Annotated in this window: 1 protein-coding gene; it reads right to left on the reverse strand. The window is 46.0% G+C overall.

From position 1 onward, the window contains the following. The coding region (locus G4D82_RS14310) for a hypothetical protein (RefSeq protein ID WP_166337975.1) at positions 1–576 on the reverse strand (576 nt) is incomplete at both ends.

Genomic DNA, 576 nt, shown 5'->3' on the forward strand with positions numbered 1-576 from the left:
CCAATGTGATGGGGATATTCGCTCCACTAGCGTTGATTTGATAATTTACTGTGGCATTCGGCGTTCCGGTGAAACTAATAGTAGTAGTACCTCCAGAGCAAATCGTCGTCGTGCCCGATATCGTGGCTGTTGGAATCTGAATCACACTCACCAAAACCGAACCCGTCAAGATCTGGCTACAGTTAGGGGTGCCGCCGGTTTCAACACTAAGAATATTATATGTCGTATCTGCGCTCAGATTGCCCGTGGCGATACTCGCATTGCCCGTAGCATCCAAAGTAATTGTCGTACTTGGAGCTGAATCAATATTATAAGTTACTATCGCATTGCTTGTACCGGTGAAACTAATCGTGGTTCCTGTTCCGGCGCAAATTGTCGTGGCTCCAGAGATACTCGCTGTAGGAAGCGCTATTACAGTAATAGTAACCGATCCGGTTTGGGTTTGGGTGCAACTCGCTCCTACAGATACATCCACCAAATCAAATGTAGTGGTTGATGTTAATGGTAAAGTCGTAAAACTAGCTGTTCCTGCTCCGTCCAAAGTAATACTCTGAGCCGAACCGGTATTGTTTATCA

It is taken from the genome of Flavobacterium lotistagni (genome assembly GCF_011392125.1).
Lineage (GTDB): Bacteria > Bacteroidota > Bacteroidia > Flavobacteriales > Flavobacteriaceae > Flavobacterium > Flavobacterium lotistagni.